The sequence below is a fragment of the Streptomyces sp. E2N166 genome (assembly GCF_003671715.1).
In the GTDB taxonomy this organism is placed as follows: domain Bacteria; phylum Actinomycetota; class Actinomycetes; order Streptomycetales; family Streptomycetaceae; genus Streptomyces; species Streptomyces thinghirensis.
This window is the reverse complement of the sequence record NZ_RAIF01000006.1, coordinates 1,492,615-1,507,639: the sequence shown is the minus strand read 5'-3', so window position 1 is coordinate 1,507,639 and position 15,025 is coordinate 1,492,615. Positions and strand designations below refer to the sequence as shown.

Genomic DNA, 15,025 nt, shown 5'->3' with positions numbered 1-15,025 from the left:
GATGTGCTGCGGCACGTACCACGACCCCTGGAGCGGGGAGCCCAAGGAGGGCTCGTGCACCAACTGCGACTGCGGCGCGTGCGGTGACTGCTGCAGTTGCTGCGAGTGCTGCGGCAACTGCTGCGGTGACGACGGGTGCGGGTGCGACGGCTGCGACTGTGGCTGCAGCTGCTGAGGCGGTCCGTTGTGCGAGGGTTGTCTCCATGACGACGGACGCATCCGACGAGTGGAAGCGGTGGCACGAGCAGCGCATCGCGGCGGTGTCGGCGCCCTACGGGCCCCTCGCGCTGACCGGCACGTACTGGCCGGCGGACTATCCGGACGGGCAACTTCCGGACATCCCCGGGAACTGGACGGTGGACGGCGACGCGGTGCTGCTGACGGCCACCGGGGCGGACGGGCTCACCGTGGACGGGCGGCCCTTCGACGGCGAGGTACGGCTCACGGCCGACCCGGGACCGGCGAGCGCGGCCCGGGTGGCCTGCGGCGAGCGGCGGATCGTCGTCCTGCTGCGCGAGGGCGCCTGGGGCGTGCGCGACTTCGACCCGGCCGCCGGGGCGCGCCGGGCGTTCAGGGGCATCGCGGCCACGCCCTACGACCCGCGCTGGTCGGTGCCGGGGCGCTTCACGCCGTACGGCACCGGGCGGCGCAGTGTGCGGGGGCCGAACGCGGACGGGCGGGAGCGCGGGCTCGGTCTCGGCGGTGAACTGGCCTTCACGCTGGCGGGGCGGCGCCTGACGCTCCAGGTGAGCGTGGAGGCGGACGGCTCGCTGTGGGCCGTCTTCGCCGACGCCACCAGCGGGAGCACCAGTTACCGCTTCCGGTTCCTGCGCCCGGCCGCGCCGGACGCCGAGGGCCGTACGGTCGTCGACCTCAACCGCGCGCTGCTGCCGCCGTGCGCGTTCGCAGACCACTTCGTCTGCCCTTTCCCGCCGCCGGGGAACACCCTGGACGTCCGCATCGAGGCGGGGGAGCGCGAGCTGCGCTGAGGTCCGCCGGGGTTGGTGAAGGCCGTTGAAGGGTCTGTCAGGGGCCGTTCAAAGGTCGCACAAAGGTCGTTCAAAGATTGACGGCCGAAAGGCACTCTTGCGCCGACCGGTCGTTCGGCCGAATACTCCAACCTCAGCGCTTGTCAGGGTCACGACGCATCCGGAACCCGGGCGTCCATCCCTGACTGCGCCTCACGGGCCCCAACCCCACAAGAGGGCCCCCGACTTCCTTTGTGGAGGAACGAAAAGTGAGGATCAAGCGCACCACCCCCCGCAGCGGCATCACGAGACGGACTCGGCTGATCGCCGTATCCTCCGGCCTCGTGGCCGCGGCCGCGATCGCGATCCCCAGCGCGAACGCCGCACCCACCCCGGCCACCTTCAGCGCCGCCGAGCTCAACAGCGCCAGCGGCGCGGTGCTCCAGGCCGACGTCCCGGGCACCGCCTGGGCCGTCGACAGCAAGACCGGCCGGGTGCTTCTCACGGTCGACAGCACGGTCTCCCAGGCCGAGATCGCGAAGATCAAGGAGCAGGCCGGCGACAAGGCCGGCGCGCTCACGATCAAGCGCACCCCCGGCACGTTCAACAAGCTCATCCAGGGCGGCGACGCCATCTACGCGAGCAGCTGGCGCTGCTCCCTGGGCTTCAACGTCCGCAGCGGCAGCGGCGCCGAGTACTTCCTGACCGCCGGTCACTGCACCGACGGCGCGGGCACCTGGTACTCCAACTCCGGGCGGACGTCGGCCATCGGTTCGACGGCCGGTTCCAGCTTCCCGGGCAACGACTACGGCATCGTGCGGTACTCGGGGTCGGTCAGCAGGCCCGGCACCGCGAACGGCGTGGACATCACCCGTGCGGCCACTCCGAGCGTGGGCACCACCGTCATTCGTGACGGTTCCACCACCGGCACCCACAGCGGTCGGGTCACCGCCCTGAACGCCACCGTCAACTACGGCGGCGGCGACGTCGTCGGCGGGCTGATCCAGACCACGGTCTGCGCCGAGCCCGGCGACTCGGGCGGCCCGCTCTACGGCAGCAACGGCACCGCGTACGGTCTCACCTCCGGCGGCAGCGGCAACTGCCGTACCGGCGGTACGACGTTCTTCCAGCCGGTCACGGAGGCCCTGAGCGCCTACGGCGTCAGCGTCTACTAGGCCGTCGGTCCGTACACCGAAGCGCAGCCGGCAGCACGAAGAGCCCCCGCACACCAACCGGTGTGCGGGGGCTCCCCTTTGTCCGCCCTTCGTCCTCCCCTTTGCGGGGGCCGGTGCCGCCACCGCGTGTAGACGCACACTCGGAGGCCGCAGCGCAAGGGGCGAATTCAAGACATGGCCAACCTTGACGCCCGACCCCCGGTTACTCGCTCGTAGCGTTTGCTGGAGTGTTCGCCGCGCGAATCCTGCTGGAAGGGACATGAATGGTGAAGGACGTGTGTGCGCGCTGAAGTTGTCGTGCGCACGTCCTGAAGTCGACCTTGTGTGCCCCCTGTGGGGTTGGAAGAGTTAGCGCTCGTCAACCAGCCTTCCGGCCCGTGAGGTCCCCACAATCTCCCGGGCCGACCCCCCACAGGAGGACATGAGTTGAAGCACCGACGCATACCCAGGCGGCGTGCCGCAGTCGTAGGCGCGGGTATCACCGCACTGGTCGCCGCGGGAGTCACCTTCCAGAGTGCGAACGCCAGCGAGGCCCCGCAGGCCTCCGCCCCCGAGACCCTGTCGGTCACGGCGGCCGGAAAGCTCGCCTCCACGCTGCTCGGCGACCTCGGCACCGACGCGGCGGGCACGTACTACGACGCGCAGGCGAAGAGTCTCGTCGTCAACGTGCTCGACGAAGCCGCCGCGCAGACCGTCGAGGAGGCCGGCGCCGAGGCGAGAGTCGTCGAGAACTCGCTCGCCGAGCTGAAGAGCGCCCGGACCACCCTCACCGAGGACGCCACCATCCCGGGCACCTCCTGGGCGACCGACCCGACCACCAACAAGGTCGTCGTCACCGCCGACCGCACGGTCTCGAAGGCCGAGTGGGCCAAGCTGACCAAGGTGGTCGACGGGCTCGGCGCCAAGGCGGAGCTCAAGCGGACCAAGGGCGAGTACAAGCCCTTCATCGCGGGCGGCGACGCCATCACCGACGGCAGCGGCCGCTGCTCGCTCGGCTTCAACGTGACCAAGGGCGGGGAGCCGCACTTCCTGACCGCCGGTCACTGCACCGAGTCCGTCACCAGCTGGCAGGACTCCTCCGGCAACCAGCTCGGCGACAACGTGACGTCCAGCTTCCCGGACAACGACTACGGCCTGGTCAAGTACACCGGCCAGGTCGACCACCCGAGCGAGGTCAACCTCTACGACGGCTCCTCGCAGGCCATCTCGGGCGCCGCCGACGCCACCGTCGGCATGGAGGTGACCCGCAGCGGCTCCACCACCCAGGTGCACTCCGGCACGGTCACCGGCCTGGACGCCACCGTGAACTACGGCAACGGCGACATCGTCAACGGCCTGATCCAGACCGACGTCTGCGCCGAGCCCGGCGACAGCGGCGGCTCGCTCTTCTCGGGCGACAAGGCCGTCGGCCTCACCTCCGGCGGCAGCGGCGACTGCACCTCGGGCGGCGAGACCTTCTTCCAGCCGGTGACGGAGGCCCTGTCGGCCACCGGTACGCAGATCGGCTGAGCGCACCCACATCGCAGGCAGAAGTCCCGTCCCGCGCGCGAGGGGCGGGACTTTTGCGTGCTCGCGTGCGTACGGCGGTACGGCCGGCCCGCGGCTCAGCCTGCCTGAGCCGGCAGCTCCGCCTCCTGCCGCCTGCGGCGCAGTGCGGCCGCCAGGATCGTGATGACCGTGCCCGCGACCGCCCACGCCCACAGCACCAGCAGGGAGACGGTCGTGTCGTTGCCCTTGAAGTAGGCGATCGAGCGGGCCGCCCAGGTGCCCGCGCCCGGCGGCAGCCACGGGCCGATCTCCTTCCAGAACGGCGGCAGCATCGGCAGTGGGAAGGCGCCGCCCGCGCTCGGGTTGCCCGCGATCACCACCAGCAGGATCGCCAGCCCGATGCCGACGATCCCGAAGACGCCCTGGAGGGCGAGCGTGGCGGCGCCCACCGCGAAGGTGATCAGCGCGCCGAGCCCCCACAGGTCCACCACACTGCCGGGCAGCGCGCCCAGGATCGGCCCGATGACCACCGCGCCGCCGAGCCCGCCGACGATCGACACCAGGGCCATCACGATCAGCCGGATCGCCGCGCGACGCGGATTGGCGGGCCGGGCGCCGGTGCTGATCGCCAGGATCGAGGCGCACAGATAGCCGCCCACGCACCAGCCCACGACCAGGTAGAAGGACGACAGTCCGTCGAAGTCCTGGGGCGAGGCCGGGGCCACGTCGACGGTCCGCACCGTGCGGCTCTCGGCCTTCTCCGCCTTGGCGACCAGGCCCTCCAGGGTGGTGGCGAGGACGGTTCCGCCGCCGGAGGCGACCAGCAGGGTGTCGGTGCGGCCGGAGGGGTCGACGACCAGGGCGCCGTCGATCTCCCGGTTCATGATCTGCTTCCGGGCGCTCGCCGCGTCGGCCACCGTGCGCGGATCCAGCGGCGACCCGGGCAGCCGCTCCAGCCTGCCCACCGTCTGCTCGGCGGCCGCCGGGGGCGCGACCACCCCGAAGGGCACGTCCTTCGGCTTCGGGTCGTGCAGCGCCCCCACGTAGGAGGCGATGAACAGCAGCTGGAGCGCGATCACGCCGAGCACGAGCAGGGTGGCCCGCGGGGTGACGGCGTCCTTCACCTCACTGAGGAAGGAGCCGCTGCGGCGGTCGGTGACCGGGGTGTGCGACATGTCCCCACGGTCCGGGCCGACGGGCGTTTGCGCAGGTGGGACGGGGCCGAACGGATGTCGCACACACATTCGAGAATTGGTCTATGGTGGGGGTGAGGTAGTTGGGAACAGACGTTCGATAAGCGCGTCGGGTTCATGAGATCGGGAGGTGCGTGTGTCGGGTTTCACGCATCTGCACACCGTCTCCGGGTTCTCCGCACGCTACGGCGCCTCCCACCCGGAGCGGCTGGCCGAGCGTGCCGTCGAGCGGGGCATGGACGCCCTCGCCCTCACCGACCGCGACACCCTCGCGGGCACGGTCCGCTTCGCCAAGGCCTGCGCGAAGGCGGGCGTCCGTCCGCTGTTCGGCGCGGAGCTGGCGGTGGCCGCTCCCCGGCCCGAAGCGGACCGCACGGAGACCTCCGTACGCCGGGACCGGCGCCGTGTTCCCGTGCGTGGAGGCGCTTTCGTCGACGAGTCGGCCCCGCGGGTGACCTTTCTCGCCCGGGACGGCGCGCGCGGCTGGGCCGACCTGTGCCGGCTGGTGTCCGCCGCCCACACCGCGCCGGACACGCCCCTGCTCTCCTGGGCCGACAACCACGCCGACGGCCTGACCGTCCTGCTCGGTCCCGACTCCGACGTCGGCCGCGCCCTCGCCGCCGGCCGCCCCGACCGCGCGGCGCGGCTCCTCGTCCCCTGGCGGGAGGTCTACGGCGACGCCCTGCGGCTGGAGGCCGTCTGGCACGGCCGTGAAGGGACCGGCCCCGGCTCCCTGCGCCTGGCCGCCCGCACCGTCGGCTTCGCCGCCGAGCAGGGCATCCGGCCGGTGCTCGCCAACGCCGTCCGCTACGCGGACCCCGGCCAGGGCCCGGTCGCCGACGTCCTGGACGCCGCCCGCCGCCTGGTCCCGATCGACGCCACCAAGGAACTGGACTCCGGCGAGGCCTGGCTCAAGGACGCGGATGCCATGCGGCACGCCGCCGAGCGGATCGTCGAGTCCGCGGGCTTCCGGCGCGAGGTGGCCCGCCGCCTGCTGGAGCAGACGCGGGCGACGGCCGCCGAGTGCCTGGTCGACCCGGAGGACGACCTCGGCATGGGAGCCGTCCACTTCCCCGAACCGCACCTCGTGGGCGCCGGCCGCCGCACCGCCCAGCGCGCGCTCGCCTCCCGGGCGGCGGCGGGCATGGTGCTGCGCGGCTACGACCGTTCCTCCGGCGCGCGGCACTACTGGGAGCGGATGCACCACGAGCTGGACATCATCGCCCACCACGGTTTCGCCTCGTACTTCCTCACCGTCGCCCAGGTCGTGGACGACGTACGGGACATGGGCATCCGGGTCGCGGCGCGCGGCTCCGGCGCGGGCTCGCTCGTCAACCACCTCCTCGGCATCGCGCACGCCGACCCGGTCGAGCACGGGCTGCTGATGGAACGCTTCCTGTCCAGGGAGCGGGTGGTCCTGCCCGACATCGACATCGACGTGGAGTCCGCCCGCCGCCTGGAGGTCTACCGCGCGATCATCGGCCGCTTCGGCACCGAGCGGGTCGCCACGGTCGCCATGCCGGAGACGTACCGGGTGCGCCACGCCATCCGGGACGTCGGCGCCGCCCTGTCCATGGACCCGGCCGAGATCGACCGCGTCGCCAAGTCCTTCCCGCACATCCGCGCCCGCGACGCCCGCGCGGCCCTGGAGGAACTGCCCGAACTCAAGGAACTGGCGGGGGAGAAGGAGCGGTACGGCAGGCTCTGGGAGCTGGTGGAGGGCCTCGACGCCCTCCCGCGCGGGGTCGCCATGCACCCCTGCGGAGTGCTGCTCTCCGACGCCTCCCTGCTCTCCCGTACGCCGGTCATGCCGACCAGCGGCGAGGGCTTCCCCATGGCGCAGTTCGACAAGGACGACGTCGAGGACCTCGGGCTGCTCAAGCTGGACGTGCTCGGCGTGCGGATGCAGTCGGCGATGGCGCACGCGGTCGCCGAGGTGAAGCGGGCGGCGGGCACCGAGGTCGACCTGGACGCGGTGCCGGACGGCGATCCGGCGACGTACCGGATGATCCGCTCCGCCGAGACGCTGGGCTGTTTCCAGATCGAGTCGCCGGGGCAGCGGGACCTGGTCGGGAGGCTCCAGCCGGCCACCTTCCACGATCTCGTCGTCGACATCTCGCTCTTCAGGCCGGGTCCGGTCGCCGCCGACATGGTGCGGCCGTTCATCGAGGCCCGGCACGGGCGGGCGCCGGTGCGCTACCCGCACGAGGACCTGTCGGAGCCCCTGAAAGGCACGTACGGAGTCGTCGTCTTCCACGAGCAGATCATCGACATCGTGGACATCATGACCGGCTGCGGACGCGGCGAGGCGGACCGGGTGCGGCGCGGGCTGTCCGACCCGGAGTCGCAGGGGCGGATCAAGGTGTGGTTCGCGCAGCACGCGACGGCGAACGGGTACGACGCGGAAACGATTCAGCGGACCTGGGAGATCGTCGAGGCCTTCGGCTCGTACGGCTTCTGCAAGGCGCACGCCGTCGCCTTCGCCGTGCCGACGTACCAGTCGGCGTGGCTGAAGGCCCATCACCCGGCCGCCTTCTACGCCGGTCTGCTCACGCACGACCCGGGCATGTATCCCAAGCGGCTGCTGCTGGCGGACGCGCGGCGGCGCGGGGTGCCGATCCTGCCGTTGGACGTGAACAAGTCGGGGGTCGCACACAGGATCGAACTGGTGTCTGAATCCCCGCGTCGGGCGAAGGTGTGGGGGCTCCGTCTCGCCCTCCTGGACGTGCACGGCATCAGTGAGGCAGAGGCGGAGCGGATCGCCGAGGGGCAGCCGTACGCCTCCCTGCTCGACTTCTGGGAACGGGCCCGCCCCAGCAGGCCGCTGGCCGGACGGCTCGCCCAGGTCGGCGCGCTGGACGCGTTCGGCGCCAACCGCCGCGACCTGCAACTGCACCTGACCGAGCTGCACCGCGGCGCCCGCGCCGGACGCGGCGACCAGCTCCCCCTGTCCGGCGGACGCAGGACCGCCTCCGCCGGGCTGCCCGACCTCACCTCGGCGGAGAAACTCAGCGCCGAGCTGGGCGTGCTCTCCATGGACGCCTCGCGCAACCTGATGGACGACCACCGCACCTTCCTGAACGAGCTGGGCGTCATGTCGGCCAAGCGGCTGCGCGAGGCCCGGCACGGGGAGGCGGTGCTGGTCGCGGGCGCCAAGGCGGCCACCCAGACACCGCCGATCCGCTCCGGCCGCCGGGTCATCTTCTCCACCCTCGACGACGGGACCGGCCTGGTCGACCTCGCCTTCTTCGACGACTCGCACGACGCCTGCGCGCACACCGTCTTCCACTCCTGGCTGCTGCTGGTGCGCGGAGTGGTGCAGCGGCGCGGCCCGCGCAGCCTCAGCGTCGTGGGCTCCGCCGCCTGGAACCTCGCCGACCTCCTGGAGGTGCGCCGGGAGGAGGGGCTGGAGGGCGTCGCGGCCAGGCTGGCCGGTACGGACGGAAGCCAGGACGGCGATCCCGAGGGCGGCCCGGCGCGCAGACGCCTCGCCGGTTCGGACGGGCGGCCGGCGCCGACGGGTTCCGCGGCCCAGGACCCGATGGAACAACGGCGCATCCGCATGCCCACGGGGTACGAGATGCATCCATGGGCCGATCTGCGCCCCGCGGGCGAAGGGCCCGCGGTGGGAAGGAAGTTGTGGCACCAGAGTCCGGGGAGTGCGGGATGACCATTCTCTGCGTACGTTTCCAGCTGCCGCCGATGTACGAGGCCGCCCTGCCCGAACTGCTCGGGTTGCTGGAGGAGTTCACGCCGGTCGTCGAGGCGCTGCCGCCGGACGGGGCGCTGGCCGATCTGCGGGGCGCCGAGCGGTACTTCGGGCGCGACGCCGTGGAACTGGCCTCGGTGATCCGCGTCCGCGCCCTCGCGCTGTACGGCGTCGACTGCGTGATCGGCGCCGGGCCGAGCCCGATGCCGGCCCGCATGGCGCTGCGGGACGCCCGACCCGGGCTGACCCGCGCGGTACCGGAGGGCGCGGTGGCGGAGTTCCTCGCCGGGAAGCCCGTCGCCGCGCTGCCCGGCGTCGGCACCGCGACCGCCCGCACGCTGTGCGAGTACGGCCTCGACACCCTCGGCCGGGTCGCCGCCGCGCCCCTGTCCACACTCCAGCGTCTGGTCGGCGCGAAGGCCGGCCGCGAGCTGCACGAGAAGGCGAACGGCGTCGACCGCGGCCGGGTCGTACCCAACGGCGTCTCTCGCTCACTGGCCGCCGACCGTCCCTTCGACCGCGACGAACTGGACCCCGACCGGCACCGCCGTGCCCTGCTCTCGGCCACCGAGGAGCTGGGCGCCCGGTTGCGCGCCGTGGACAAGGTGTGCCGCTCCCTCACCCTCACCGTGCGCTACGCCGACCGCTCCGCCACGACCCGCGGCCGCACCCTGAAGGAGCCGACCGCGCACTCGGCGGCGCTGACGCGGGCCGCGTACGACATGTACGAGGCGCTCGGTCTCCAGCGCGCCCGGGTCCGCTCGATCGCCCTGCGCGCCGAAGGTCTGGCCTCCGCCGAGCAGGCCTCCCACCAGCTCACCTTCGACCCCGTGGACGAGAAGGTCCGCCGGATCGAGGAGGTCGCGGACCGCGCGCGGGCGAAGTTCGGGCCGAGGGCGGTGATGCCGGGGTCGCTGGCGGCGTGAGGCCCCCGCGGGTCAGTTGGCCCACGGGGGAGTGATCCGGGTGCCGTCGGCCAGTTCCGCCTCCAGGCCGACGGAGGTGGTGACCCAGGACGTCGCGGTCCGGTCGGTGGGGTTCTCGACGGCGAGGGTCGCCCCCGGGTTGATGATCACCGTGTCGCCCGCGGTGACGCGCTCGGTGCGGCCGTCGAGGGTGATCAGCAGTTCGCCGGTGAGCAGGTGAAAGATCTCCTCCCGGTTGACGGTGTGCGCGGGCGCCCTCGTACCCGCCGGGATCTCGCCCCGCCAGGCGCACAGCTCCTTGCTGCCGCTGCGCGGGGTGGCGTACGAGACGAAACGGGCGCCGTGGATCTCGTGGGTCACGGCTTCGGACGAGCGGACGACGGGCATGGCGGACTCCTGCCGGCGAGGGATATTGGTCAAGTGGCTTGACTGCCTTGTCGGCCTCTATGGTCAAGCTGCTTGACCAATGAGTCAAGGGTGTTTCAATGCCCACGTGCAGAACTCCGACGCCATGGCCCTGTCCGCCGCCGTGCTCGCCGCCGCGGGCGGGCTCACGCAGCGCATCCACGAGGGTGTCGTCGCCCGTGGCTTCGAAGGGCTGCGGCCCGCGCACGGCTTCGCCTTCGCCCGGCTTGCCCCGGACGGCGCGACGGTCACCGACCTCGCCGCGCATCTCGGGATGACCAAGCAGGCCGCCAGCCAGCTCGTCGACGAACTGGTCCGCAAGGGGTACGCCGAACGCCGGCCGCACCCCGCCGACGCGCGGGCCCGGCTGGTCGTGCTGACCGAGTCGGGCCGGGCCTGCACGCGGGCCGCGGAGGAGGCGGCGGCGGAGGCCGTGCGAGCGTGGGTCGACGTGCTGGGTGAGGGCGAGGTGCAGGCGCTGCGCGACCGTCTGGTGCGTGTAGCGCCCAACGGCCCGGTGCGCCCCGCCTGGTGAGCACCCACCGCCCGCGGTCTTCGACCCACTTCGACTCGCATCGACCCACATCGACTGACTCAGGCTGACTCCGGCTGGCGAGGCGCACGGCGCGCCGAGCGGGGCCTGTCCGGTCTGAGCCGCCGGACAGGCCCCGCGTTCCCCCGTGTCCTGGGTCAGCCGCTGTGCCGGCCCCCGGTCGTGGCCCGCCGGCGGACCGACGCGAACAGCACGGCCGCACCGGCTGCCAGGGCGGCGGCGCCACCGACGGCGATGTAGGGCGTGGTGCTGTCGCCGCCGGTCTCGGCGAGGTTCTCGGTGCCCGCGCCGGCGGCCTTGACCTGGTTGGGCTCGCCACCGGCGGCCGGCGTCGCGGCGTCCTCCGGGGTCCCGCCGGACGCCTCGTCCGACGCCTCGTCCGGGGCGGCCGGGTCCGTCGGGTCCGTCGTCGTCCCGGCGTCCTGGTCACCGTGGCCGTTGTGCTCGATCGTCGACTTGTCGGCCGCGGCCGCGATCTGCTCCTCGGACGGAGCGGAGGCGGCCGGGGCCGGGGCGGCACCGCCCGCGGAGTCGCCCTTCGCGGAGTCGCCGCTCCCGGCGGCGCCGTTGTCGCCGCCGAAGGAGATGTCGGAGCAGGAGTAGAACGCCTCCGGGCTGTCCGAACGCTGCCACACCGCGTACAGCAGGTGCTTGCCGGAACGCTCGGGGAGGGTCCCGGAGAAGGTGTAGAAACCGCCGGAGGCGGCCGGGTCGGTGACCGTGGCGACCGGTGCGGACAGATCCAGGTCGCCCCAGCCCAGCGGCTTGGCCGGGTCGTAACCGGGCTTGGTGACGTACACCTTGAAGGTGCCCTTGTGCGGGGCCGTCACGCGGTACTTGAAGGTGTACGAGCCGCTGCTCACGCTGGTCGCGGGCCAGTCGGCGCGGGCCAGGTCCATCCCCTTGAAGGCCGGGTCGTTGGCGCTGCACAGCTTGCCGTCCGGGATCAGCTCCTGGTGCTTCCCGGCGGCGTTGCCGATGCGGATGCCGTTCCAGTCGTAGAGCGCCTGCGTGCCGCCCGCCGCGACCGCCGCCTTGCACGCGTCCGACTTCGGGCTCTCCGGCCCCTCGGCGTGACACTGCGACACCCGGCTGACCGGGTCGCCCATCGAACCGTGCGCGGCCGCGGGAGCGGCGGCAAGCGTGGTCAGGGCGAGCGGGGCGGCGAGGCCGGCGACGGCGACGGCGGCGACCTTGCGGGACGCGGACGGTGCGGGCATGGGGAACTCCTCGAACGGTCACTGGGGACGTGGGACTTGGGCCGTGAACCCGTGGGGGTGATCAGCAAACTAGCCCCAAGAAACCGTGGAATCGCCTGCTGGCGGCGGGTGATGGAGATCCTTATGGTCGCGTTAAGGGAGTGCTCAGGCTGCGCTGAGGTAGCTACCGTTCGAGCCATGACAGACGAGCGGATCCGGCCGGCGACGGCCGCCGACCTACCGGCGGTGAAGGCGGTCACCGACGCCGCGTACCGCCCCTACGCCGAACGCATCGGGGTGATGCCGCAGCCGATGGAGGCCGATCACGCGGCGAACGTGGCCGCGGGGAAGGTGTTCGTCGCGGAAGCCGCGGGCGAGCCCGCAGCGGGTCTGGCGGGCCCAGTGGGCCTCGTGGTCCTGGAGGCGTTCCCCGACCACCTCTTCCTCGACAGCGTCGCCGTCCGCCCCGACGCGCACGGCAGGGGCGTGGGGCGGCGGCTGCTGCGGTTCGTGGACGCACGCGCGCGTGCGCTGGGCCTGTCCGAGGTCAGGCTCTACACGAACGCGTTGATGTGGGAGAACCAGGAGATCTACCCGAAATACGGGTACGAGGTCGTGGAACGCCGAGTGGACGGGCCCTACGACCGCGTCCACTACCGTAAGCGGCTGCTCTGACGCGTCTCATGACGTGACCGGCCCGGTCAGTTGTCCGGCCACCACGTGCGCGCGATGTCCTTGCGGACCTCCGGGCGTCCCGAAGGGCGCTCGTCGGCCTCCTCGCGGACTCGGCGGGCGTCGGTCTTCTTCAGGGGCTTCTGCACGGTCAGACGGCGCATGGCTGCCTCCTTACGGATCCACCGGGTTCCGCGTTCTCACGGAGGTAGACCCTTTCCCCGAGACTTACTCATCGATGCACGCCTGTCAGTGGCGGTTGTCACGATCCGGCGTCCTGATCCAGTTGTCAGTGGCGGGTGTCACTCTTGGCGGCATGGCGAACAAGAGTGACGGGACGACCGCGCCGGGTATCGACTGGGACGCGGAGGCCGCCGCCTTCGACGACGAGCCGGACCACGGTCTGCGCGACGCGGACGTGCGCCGGGCCTGGGCGGTCCGGCTGGCGTCCTGGCTGCCCGCGCGGCCCGGCGACGTCCTCGACCTGGGGTGCGGCACCGGCAGCCTGTCGCTCCTCGCGGCCGAACAGGGACACCGCGTCACCGGCGTCGACCTGTCCCCGGCGATGGTGGCGCTGGCCAGAGCCAAACTCGCCGGCCGTGACGCGGTGTTCCTCACCGGTGACGCGGCGGCACCGCCGGTGGGCGAGCAGCGCTTCGACACCGTGCTGGTCCGGCACGTGCTGTGGACGCTGCCCGACCCCGGCAGGGTCCTGCGGCACTGGCGGGAGTTGCTGCGTCCCGGTGGGCGGCTGGTCCTGGTCGAGGGCGTGTGGGGGTCCGTCGCCCCGGTCGGCATGGCTGCCGACCGGCTCACCTCCCTCCTCGCGCCGCTCGCCGGCGAGGTGCGCGTGGAGCGGCTGTCGGACGACCCGTCGCTGTGGGGGAGAGAGGTGGCGGACGAGCGGTACGCGGTGGTCGCGATGCCCGAGTGAGCCAGGCCCTGGTCCTCCTGTCCCCTAGACCAGCAAGTTCGTGAATCCGCTTCCGCGGGCCAGTCGCTCCAGTTCGTCCAGCGCGGCCACGGCGGCGGACGCGGCCGCGGGGTCCCGCTCCGCCAGACCGCTCTCGGCGAACTCGTCCTCGTCCAGCCGCAGTACGTCCGTGCCGTCCGCGGAGCGCCACAGGTCCAGGTCGAGGTCCTCCACGACCAGCTCCGCACCGGTCAGTACGGCGGGACGGGTGATGTCGCAGTACCAGCCCTTGAGCAGGCCGACCGCCGTCCGGACCTCTTTCACCGAGTACCACCGGTCGCGCCAGTAGTACTCGGTGAAGACGTCGCCCGCCTCGAAGCGAACGAAGCCGAAGTCGCGGACGCCGGCACCGGCCCAGGGAGCGCGGACCGCCAGGCGGGTGCCGTCGTCGTGCAGCAACTCGCTCGCGTACCGGATTTTCGTACGGCCCGCCTTGACCAGGACGACGTCCACCCCGGTCGGCGACTCAGCCGAGTTCGCGGACATGGCGCACCTCCGTGCCGCAGACCTCGTACCCGAGCCACTTGTTGATGGCGAGCATCGGAGCGTTGCCGGTGTCGTTGCCGGTGAGCGCCTCCGTGTAGCCGGCGGCGCGGGCCCGGTGCAGGGAGTGGGCCTTGGTGAGCTTGGCGAGGCCCCGGCCGCGGTGGGCACGGACCGTGCCGGTCATCGCGGTCGAATAGCGGGTGCCGCCGTCGGTGTAGGCGACGCTGAAGGCGACGGGGCGGCCCTCGACGACCGCGACCGTGGTCAGTTCACGGTTCAGCAGCGGGTGCCGCCAGGCCTCCGCGAGCCAGGCCTCGTAGTCCGTGAACTCGACGTCGACATCGCTCGGTTCGTCCTCCAGTGTCTCCGCGTCCAGCTCGAACACCGGTCGGGGGTCGTCGGCGAAGTCGGCGGCGGTGCGCAGTTCGACGCCCGGGGGAGGGGACGGCAGGGGCGGGAGCGTGCCGTTCGCCAGGTCGAAGCGGAGGAAGTGGGCGGAGCGCCGACGCTCGTAGCCGTGCCGCTCGGCGAAGGCCAGGTTGCCGGGCTCGTCCAGCACCCAGGCGAACAGCTTCGTCGCCCCCTCGGTGGCCAGGTACTCCTCGGCCGTACGCACCAGCAGTCCGCCGGCCCCGCGCCCGACCCTGTCCGGGTGGACGTAGATGTTGAGGAAGGCCTGGCCGGGCTCGGGGCTGTCGTGGACCAGTCCGATCTGCGCCGTGCCGATCATCTCGCCGTCCTCCTCCGCCACGAGGCACCGGCTCCGGGCGTCCGGGTGGGTGTGGACGAGCTGGTGGACGACGGCCTCGGGCGTCCACAGGATGAACGGCAGGGCGACGTGCCGGACACGGGCGAAGGCCGCGACGTCGGCCGGATCGTCGGAACGCAGGTCGCGCACAAGAACGGTCATGTGAGCGCACGCTACGGCGGGCGGTCGGTCGGATGCCTCTCATTTTCCGGGGGATGCGGGACAATCGCCGCGTGACCTTGAAGATCTACATCGACGACGGTGCCCCGCCCTACGAGCAGGTGCGCGCGCAGATCTCCGAACAGGCGCGGTCGGGGGCGCTGCCGGTCGGGTACCGGCTGCCGACCGTGCGTGGGCTCGCGGAGTCCCTGGGGCTCGCCGCGAACACGGTAGCCAAGGCGTACCGGGCGCTGGAGGGGGACGGGGTGATCGAGACGAGGGGGCGCAACGGGACGTTCGTCGCTGCCGCGGGCTCGGCCGCCGAGCGGGAGTTGGCGTCCGCCGCGCAGGAGTATGCCGCGCGGGCACGG

Annotated in this window: 15 protein-coding genes; 9 read left to right on the top strand and 6 right to left on the bottom strand. The window is 72.4% G+C overall.

Going from position 1 to position 15,025, the window contains the following annotated elements; translation table 11 throughout:
- Positions 1-203 precede the first annotated feature (203 nt).
- The 3 genes from EBH09_RS07320 to EBH09_RS07310 all read left to right on the top strand — a co-directional run bounded on the left by EBH09_RS07320 (position 204) and on the right by EBH09_RS07310 (position 3,652).
- Positions 204-989, top strand: a complete 786-nt coding sequence (locus tag EBH09_RS07320; protein WP_121746108.1) for a DUF1684 domain-containing protein — start codon at positions 204-206, stop codon at positions 987-989.
- Between the two features lie 248 nt (positions 990-1,237).
- On the top strand, positions 1,238-2,143 hold the full coding sequence (locus EBH09_RS07315) for a S1 family peptidase (protein ID WP_121746107.1): 906 nt from the start codon (positions 1,238-1,240) through the stop codon (positions 2,141-2,143).
- Positions 2,144-2,569: 426 nt separating this feature from the next.
- Positions 2,570-3,652, top strand: a complete 1,083-nt coding sequence (locus EBH09_RS07310; RefSeq protein WP_121746106.1) for a S1 family peptidase — start codon at positions 2,570-2,572, stop codon at positions 3,650-3,652.
- Positions 3,653-3,747: 95 nt separating this feature from the next.
- On the opposite strand, the gene EBH09_RS07305 is transcribed toward EBH09_RS07310, so the two are convergent.
- Positions 3,748-4,806, bottom strand: a complete 1,059-nt coding sequence (locus EBH09_RS07305) for an ABC transporter permease (RefSeq protein ID WP_121746105.1) — start codon at positions 4,804-4,806, stop codon at positions 3,748-3,750.
- A 154-nt stretch (positions 4,807-4,960) separates the two neighbouring features.
- Between EBH09_RS07305 and dnaE the strand changes: the two genes are divergently transcribed.
- Complete coding sequence (gene dnaE / locus EBH09_RS07300; RefSeq protein ID WP_121746278.1) at positions 4,961-8,494, top strand: DNA polymerase III subunit alpha; 3,534 nt, start codon at positions 4,961-4,963, stop codon at positions 8,492-8,494.
- A complete protein-coding gene (locus EBH09_RS07295; protein WP_121746104.1) occupies positions 8,491-9,459 on the top strand; it encodes a hypothetical protein in 969 nt (322 codons plus the stop codon). Before dnaE ends, EBH09_RS07295 begins: the two co-directional genes overlap by 4 nt.
- A 12-nt stretch (positions 9,460-9,471) precedes the next feature.
- Here EBH09_RS07295 and EBH09_RS07290 read toward each other — a convergent pair whose 3' ends face one another.
- Positions 9,472-9,846, bottom strand: a complete 375-nt coding sequence (locus EBH09_RS07290; RefSeq protein WP_121746103.1) for a cupin domain-containing protein — start codon at positions 9,844-9,846, stop codon at positions 9,472-9,474.
- A 106-nt stretch (positions 9,847-9,952) separates the two neighbouring features.
- On the opposite strand from EBH09_RS07290, the gene EBH09_RS07285 reads away from it, so the two are divergent.
- Positions 9,953-10,399 carry a MarR family winged helix-turn-helix transcriptional regulator gene (locus EBH09_RS07285; protein ID WP_121746102.1) on the top strand — a complete coding sequence of 149 codons (447 nt, stop codon included), beginning with the start codon at positions 9,953-9,955 and terminating at the stop codon, positions 10,397-10,399.
- Between the two features lie 155 nt (positions 10,400-10,554).
- On the opposite strand, the gene EBH09_RS07280 is transcribed toward EBH09_RS07285, so the two are convergent.
- Positions 10,555-11,637, bottom strand: a complete 1,083-nt coding sequence (locus EBH09_RS07280; protein WP_121746101.1) for a lytic polysaccharide monooxygenase — start codon at positions 11,635-11,637, stop codon at positions 10,555-10,557.
- Positions 11,638-11,814: 177 nt separating this feature from the next.
- On the opposite strand from EBH09_RS07280, the gene EBH09_RS07275 reads away from it, so the two are divergent.
- Positions 11,815-12,291 (top strand): GNAT family N-acetyltransferase, encoded by a 477-nt coding sequence (locus EBH09_RS07275; protein WP_121746100.1) that lies wholly within the window; start codon positions 11,815-11,817, stop codon positions 12,289-12,291.
- Between the two features lie 26 nt (positions 12,292-12,317).
- On the opposite strand, the gene EBH09_RS39800 is transcribed toward EBH09_RS07275, so the two are convergent.
- Positions 12,318-12,452 (bottom strand): hypothetical protein, encoded by a 135-nt coding sequence (locus EBH09_RS39800; RefSeq protein ID WP_121746099.1) that lies wholly within the window; start codon positions 12,450-12,452, stop codon positions 12,318-12,320.
- Positions 12,453-12,604: 152 nt separating this feature from the next.
- On the opposite strand from EBH09_RS39800, the gene EBH09_RS07265 reads away from it, so the two are divergent.
- Entirely contained in the window at positions 12,605-13,222 is a 618-nt protein-coding gene (locus EBH09_RS07265; RefSeq protein WP_121746098.1) for a class I SAM-dependent methyltransferase, read from the top strand.
- A 24-nt stretch (positions 13,223-13,246) separates the two neighbouring features.
- Here EBH09_RS07265 and EBH09_RS07260 read toward each other — a convergent pair whose 3' ends face one another.
- The gene (locus EBH09_RS07260) at positions 13,247-13,747 is read right to left on the bottom strand and encodes a DUF402 domain-containing protein (protein WP_121746097.1); all 501 of its coding nucleotides are present in this window, start codon (positions 13,745-13,747) and stop codon (positions 13,247-13,249) included.
- Positions 13,728-14,657: a GNAT family N-acetyltransferase gene (locus EBH09_RS07255; RefSeq protein WP_121746096.1), complete on the bottom strand. Its 930-nt coding sequence runs from the start codon at positions 14,655-14,657 to the stop codon at positions 13,728-13,730. Before EBH09_RS07255 ends, EBH09_RS07260 begins: the two co-directional genes overlap by 20 nt.
- A 71-nt stretch (positions 14,658-14,728) precedes the next feature.
- On the opposite strand from EBH09_RS07255, the gene EBH09_RS07250 reads away from it, so the two are divergent.
- The coding region (locus EBH09_RS07250) for a GntR family transcriptional regulator (RefSeq protein WP_193776153.1) at positions 14,729-15,025 on the top strand (297 nt) is incomplete at its 3' end.

What these genes read in the sequence shown, in the direction of transcription:
- EBH09_RS07260 (WP_121746097.1), bottom strand. Translation starts at nt 13,747, where the DNA reads ATGTCCGCGAACTCGGCTGAGTCGCCGACCGGGGTGGACGTCGTCCTG.
- EBH09_RS07290 (WP_121746103.1), bottom strand. Translation starts at nt 9,846, where the DNA reads ATGCCCGTCGTCCGCTCGTCCGAAGCCGTGACCCACGAGATCCACGGC.
- EBH09_RS07255 (WP_121746096.1), bottom strand. Translation starts at nt 14,657, where the DNA reads ATGACCGTTCTTGTGCGCGACCTGCGTTCCGACGATCCGGCCGACGTC.
- EBH09_RS07320 (WP_121746108.1), top strand. Translation starts at nt 204, where the DNA reads ATGACGACGGACGCATCCGACGAGTGGAAGCGGTGGCACGAGCAGCGC.
- EBH09_RS07295 (WP_121746104.1), top strand. Translation starts at nt 8,491, where the DNA reads ATGACCATTCTCTGCGTACGTTTCCAGCTGCCGCCGATGTACGAGGCC.
- EBH09_RS07305 (WP_121746105.1), bottom strand. Translation starts at nt 4,806, where the DNA reads ATGTCGCACACCCCGGTCACCGACCGCCGCAGCGGCTCCTTCCTCAGT.
- EBH09_RS07275 (WP_121746100.1), top strand. Translation starts at nt 11,815, where the DNA reads ATGACAGACGAGCGGATCCGGCCGGCGACGGCCGCCGACCTACCGGCG.
- EBH09_RS39800 (WP_121746099.1), bottom strand. Translation starts at nt 12,452, where the DNA reads ATGCGCCGTCTGACCGTGCAGAAGCCCCTGAAGAAGACCGACGCCCGC.
- EBH09_RS07265 (WP_121746098.1), top strand. Translation starts at nt 12,605, where the DNA reads ATGGCGAACAAGAGTGACGGGACGACCGCGCCGGGTATCGACTGGGAC.
- EBH09_RS07280 (WP_121746101.1), bottom strand. Translation starts at nt 11,637, where the DNA reads ATGCCCGCACCGTCCGCGTCCCGCAAGGTCGCCGCCGTCGCCGTCGCC.